This window comes from Stieleria sp. (assembly GCF_041595215.1).
GTDB classification, from domain to species: Bacteria; Planctomycetota; Planctomycetia; order Pirellulales; family Pirellulaceae; genus Stieleria; species Stieleria magnilauensis.
In genome coordinates, this window is the sequence record NZ_JBFHKV010000763.1 from 1 (window position 1) to 4,381 (window position 4,381).

Sequence of the window (4,381 nt, forward strand, 5' to 3'; positions counted from 1 at the left end):
CTGGAAAACCCGCCGGCACCACAGTCCGTCACGGCGTTGTACAGTCCCCGGTCACGGGCTTGCATCAAGACATCCAAGACCATTTTTTCCGTGATCGCGTTGCCGATCTGGACGGCGCCGCCGGACAATGATTCCGATTCACTGGTCAGTTCCGCCGAGCTGAACGTCGCACCGTGGATGCCGTCGCGTCCGGTGCGGCCCCCGATCGAAACGATCAGATCGTTCGGATGAACCTGCTTGTCTTCCATGCCGACGGGGATCATTCCGACGTTGCCGGCATAGACGAGCGGGTTGCCCAAGTAGCGTTTGTCAAAATAGACCGCGCCGTTGACGGTCGGGATGCCCATCCGGTTGCCGTAGTCACGGACCCCCGCGACGACGCCCTTCATCACGCGGCGCGGATGCAGCACGCCCGGGGGCAATTGGTCGGCAGGCGTGTCTGGCGGTGCAAAGCAAAACACATCGGTGTTGCAGACCGGTTTGGCGCCCATGCCCGTCCCCATCGGATCGCGGATCACCCCGCCGATACCCGTGTTCGCACCGCCGTAGGGTTCCAGCGCCGAAGGGTGATTGTGGGTTTCGACCTTGAAACAGGCATGGAATTGGTCGTCAAAGGTCACCACGCCGGCGTTGTCTTTGAACACACTGACGCACCAATCGTCGTCGTCCAAGTTCTTGCGGATCGTTTGGGTCGCCGCAAAGATGGTTTCTTTGAGCATGTTGTCATATTGCCGCTCGTCGCCGCCGGGCGTTCCGTCGGCGCCGACCCCGCGGTAATGAATGCGACCGGCCAGCGTTTTGTGGCTGCAGTGTTCCGACCAGGTCTGCGCGATCGTCTCCAGCTCGATGTCCGTCGGATCGCGATCGAGTGCGACGAAGTGGTCGCGAATCGTTTGCATTTCAACCAGCGTCAAGTACAGCTGGCCTTCGCGCGAAAGCGTTTCCAATTCGTCATCGCTCAAGCTGCGAATCGGGACGCGGACGAGCTCGAATTCGTAGGCCGTGCCGACATCGAGTTGCTCCATTTCCAGCGGCCCGGCGATCACCTGCTCGATCGAGTCGTTGGACAACGCGCGGCGGCAGATCGTTTGGAACGTCGGCTCGTCGACACCGCTGATCCAATACTTTCGCATCGTGCGGACCGACTGGACGTCGAAACCACAATCGCGGGCGGCCCCGATCGTGCTGGCCGCGACCGGGTCCATCACGCCGGGTTTGGGCAACACGTTGACCAGTCGAATGTCGTTCGAATCGACCGGCGGCTGGCTCAACACCGCATCGCCGGCGACCGCCACGACGGTCCGCTCGGTCACCGCGTCGGCCAGTAGGGTCTGGGCGATCTGCTGGGCCTGTTCGCCGTCGATTTCGCCCTGGACCAAAAAACCGCGTGCGAAGACCACCGGGACGTCGTCACCGATGCCCAATTCATGAATTTCCTCGCTGGTGCGGGCGCCCTCGCGGTCGATCTCGTTTTCGGCGGGATAAATGTCAATCTGCCACAGCGGCATCGTCGTGTCCTGGTGCGGGGATGAAAGCGGTGCGGGGAAGAAAACTCAGCGTGCCACGAAGTGTATCGAAATCAGTTGCGATTGCCGAGAACGGGCCGAGCGGATCGAAATTCAAACGCGAAACTGGCCGAGGGGGCATCGGTCTCTACACAAGTCATTTTTTGCCCAAAGGGCATGCATATCCCTAGCCTGGGGCAAGCAACCCGAGCATTTGCGAGGGTTGCGCCGCCCCAGGAACCTCTTGGGCGATGCCCAAGGCTATGGATGTGAACGGCCGTTGGCCGAAACCATCCACTCAGAACCGATCTGGCATGCAAAAGATGTGCAGATACCAATGCCCAGGGGGAGAGTGACGAAAACCCTTTGTGTTCAACGACTTAAAAACGGCAGGATCTCATTGTGGCTGAGAAACTCGTGGTGTCAGAAACGCTGTGCATCAGAAACGCTGTGCATCAGGACGCTGTGCATCAATGACCACCGCCCAAAAACCATCGTTTGATCGCATCGAGTTGCTGGCCCAACACGGTTTCTGGCTCGGCGTGCTGCGCATCGGAGTGACCGTCTGGTTTGCCCGCTCCTGACAGAACCTTCTCCCCAATCCGCCGGGCGATTTCGCGATGCCGATTGGCCGTGTAGCTGTCCGATTGAATCAATCGCGCCGTTCTCTCGAACAGCTCCGCCGCCTTGGCCCGATGCACTTCGGTGACGCCGTCGGTGGTCCCGACCAGGGGGGCCAGCGTGCGGACCATCAGATCGACGATGTCACTCTTCTGATACGACTCTTGTTGAACCTGGCCTGAAATCGTCGACAACTGTTCGGGTTCGGTCACCGGTGCTTCGGCGCTCGGCAGGATCGCGTCGACGGACTCGGCAAAACGCTCCAACGCTTCGGTCAGCGCAACTGTATCACCCTCCGCTTGGACCACACTCGCCAATGCCGCATCGACCAGGACGGCGGCCGCCTCCTTCTTGTCGGCCGCGGACTCGATTCGTGACGCAATCAAGTCCAGCAGCGTGTCCGAGGTGCCGGCGATCGCGGCGACGCGCGCCATCGCGATCGAGACCGAGTGGGGACGGAGGTCATCGTTGCTGGAATAATTATCGTAGCTGGTGCGAGAGGCGATTCGCTTGGCATAGGGATAGACCATGCCCGGCTGACCGCTCGGCAAGACGACCGCACGCAACGCTTGATCGATCGATTGCCACGTGTCTTGATCAATTTCATCGGCATCCAATGCCAGGTCGGCGTTCGGTTCACGCAGCCCCAATTGTTCGCCCGTCAGATCGGAATACAAATCAACCAGGTCCAACAATCGCGGTGTCAGTTCATGGACGCCGTCATCGACGGAAGTGGAGGAAACGTTTTGATTGGTATTGATCGCGAACGCGTCGGTTCCATTGCCAATGGAGCTGATCGGCGGCCCGTTTTGCAGCGCCAGTTTCAACGCCCTGGCCGAATTTCGAATGTCACCGCGTTTGGCGACCATCATCGCGATTTTCAAACACGCATTGAGTTGAGGCTTCATCAGTGATACCCCCGACTCCGATGACGTCTCGATCGAATCCAGCAAAGCCGCAAGCGACGCGTCATCTCCACCCATCGAGGCGACCGCAAGTTCCAGGCCGGGTTTCTGCAGCGAGTCCGCCAACACGCGAAGGTAATTGCCGACGTTCTTGCCGATTCTTTCGGCGGCGGCGGAGTCACTTGTCGCTGCGGCCGATGCAACGGCAAGCAATCCCGTCAGCGGTTCAAGCGTGGCGGCTCGGGGCGTGTCCAGCGCTTCACGAATCGTTGCGACATCGGGCAAGCGTTCGTTCAGCGTGTCATGCAAGCCATCCACATCGTCCGGGCGAATCTTCATCGCGACCAACAGCTGTGCCGCGGGAATCGACCAATCCTTCGATCGTTTCGCTGAAAGGGATTCTAACGACTGGTAAAACGCCTCGAGTGTCTCGCGGCCCGGGTCGGTTTGGGATGCCGAATCGATGGCGATTTGCAATCCCGGTTCGGCATCGGCGACGAGCATCATCTCCAGCGGCAGATCTAGCAATCGGATGGCCAGGTCATCGTTGGGGGCGTCGTGTGATTGACGGCGAATGTCCAGGTACTCGACCGACGACTCGGGTGTGATTTTCTTCCGTACCTGCTCGGCAGTCTTTTTCGCATCGTCGATCGACAGGCCGCCGCCCCAGCGTTTCGCGTTGGCGAACTGTTCCGGGCTGGCGATCAACTGTTGAAAGATGATCCAGGCGTCGATCGGAAATCCGATCTCATTCAATTTTTCGGCGATCGATTGGTAGGCTTGGATCTCCTGATAGTCGCCGTAGCCGGGGTTGTATTGGTCCTCGGCCGAATGGTCCGTTTTCGCGTAGGCATCGAGCAAGACGTTTCGGGCCCGGGCCTTTTGACCATCTTTTGCGAGGGCGTTGACCAGTCGCGCGCCGACGGAAAACCGCATGTCGGTCCTGGAGACACTCGGATCGACCGCGGCGGCTTGATAGATCGAAACCAGCAGGGATGTCTTGTCATCGATCTCGGAAATCGATTCCAGCACCTGGCCGCCCTGCCATAACAATCCGCCGCTGATGGCCAACGTGTCGGCACCCTTTGCGGCGACGATCGCGTCGGAATCCATCAGTTCACGAATCGACTCGACGGCCGCGTCACGTTTGGCGTCGTCGGCCACGTCGACCAGCGCCGACAAGAACCGCGACGAGGGGGCGAGCGTCTTGTCTTGAATCGCCTTCTTGGCGGCTTCCTCGAATCGCTCCCTCGCTTCGTCGTCGCTTCGGAGCAACGTCAAGATGTCTTTCAACGGACCGTTTGCCGTTCCGCCGGACGAGCGACTGGTCACCCGCCACGTCGTCGATCC

1 protein-coding gene and 1 pseudogene are annotated in these 4,381 nt (G+C 59.9%); both read right to left on the reverse strand.

Annotated features, from left to right (window positions below):
* Positions 1–1,508: AIR synthase related protein (locus ABX749_RS23800; protein ID WP_372898193.1), on the reverse strand; the 1,508-nt coding region annotated here is incomplete at its 3' end.
* 467 nt (positions 1,509–1,975) lie between these two features.
* A pseudogene (locus tag ABX749_RS23805) lies at positions 1,976–4,381 on the reverse strand (hypothetical protein); the annotation flags it as partial.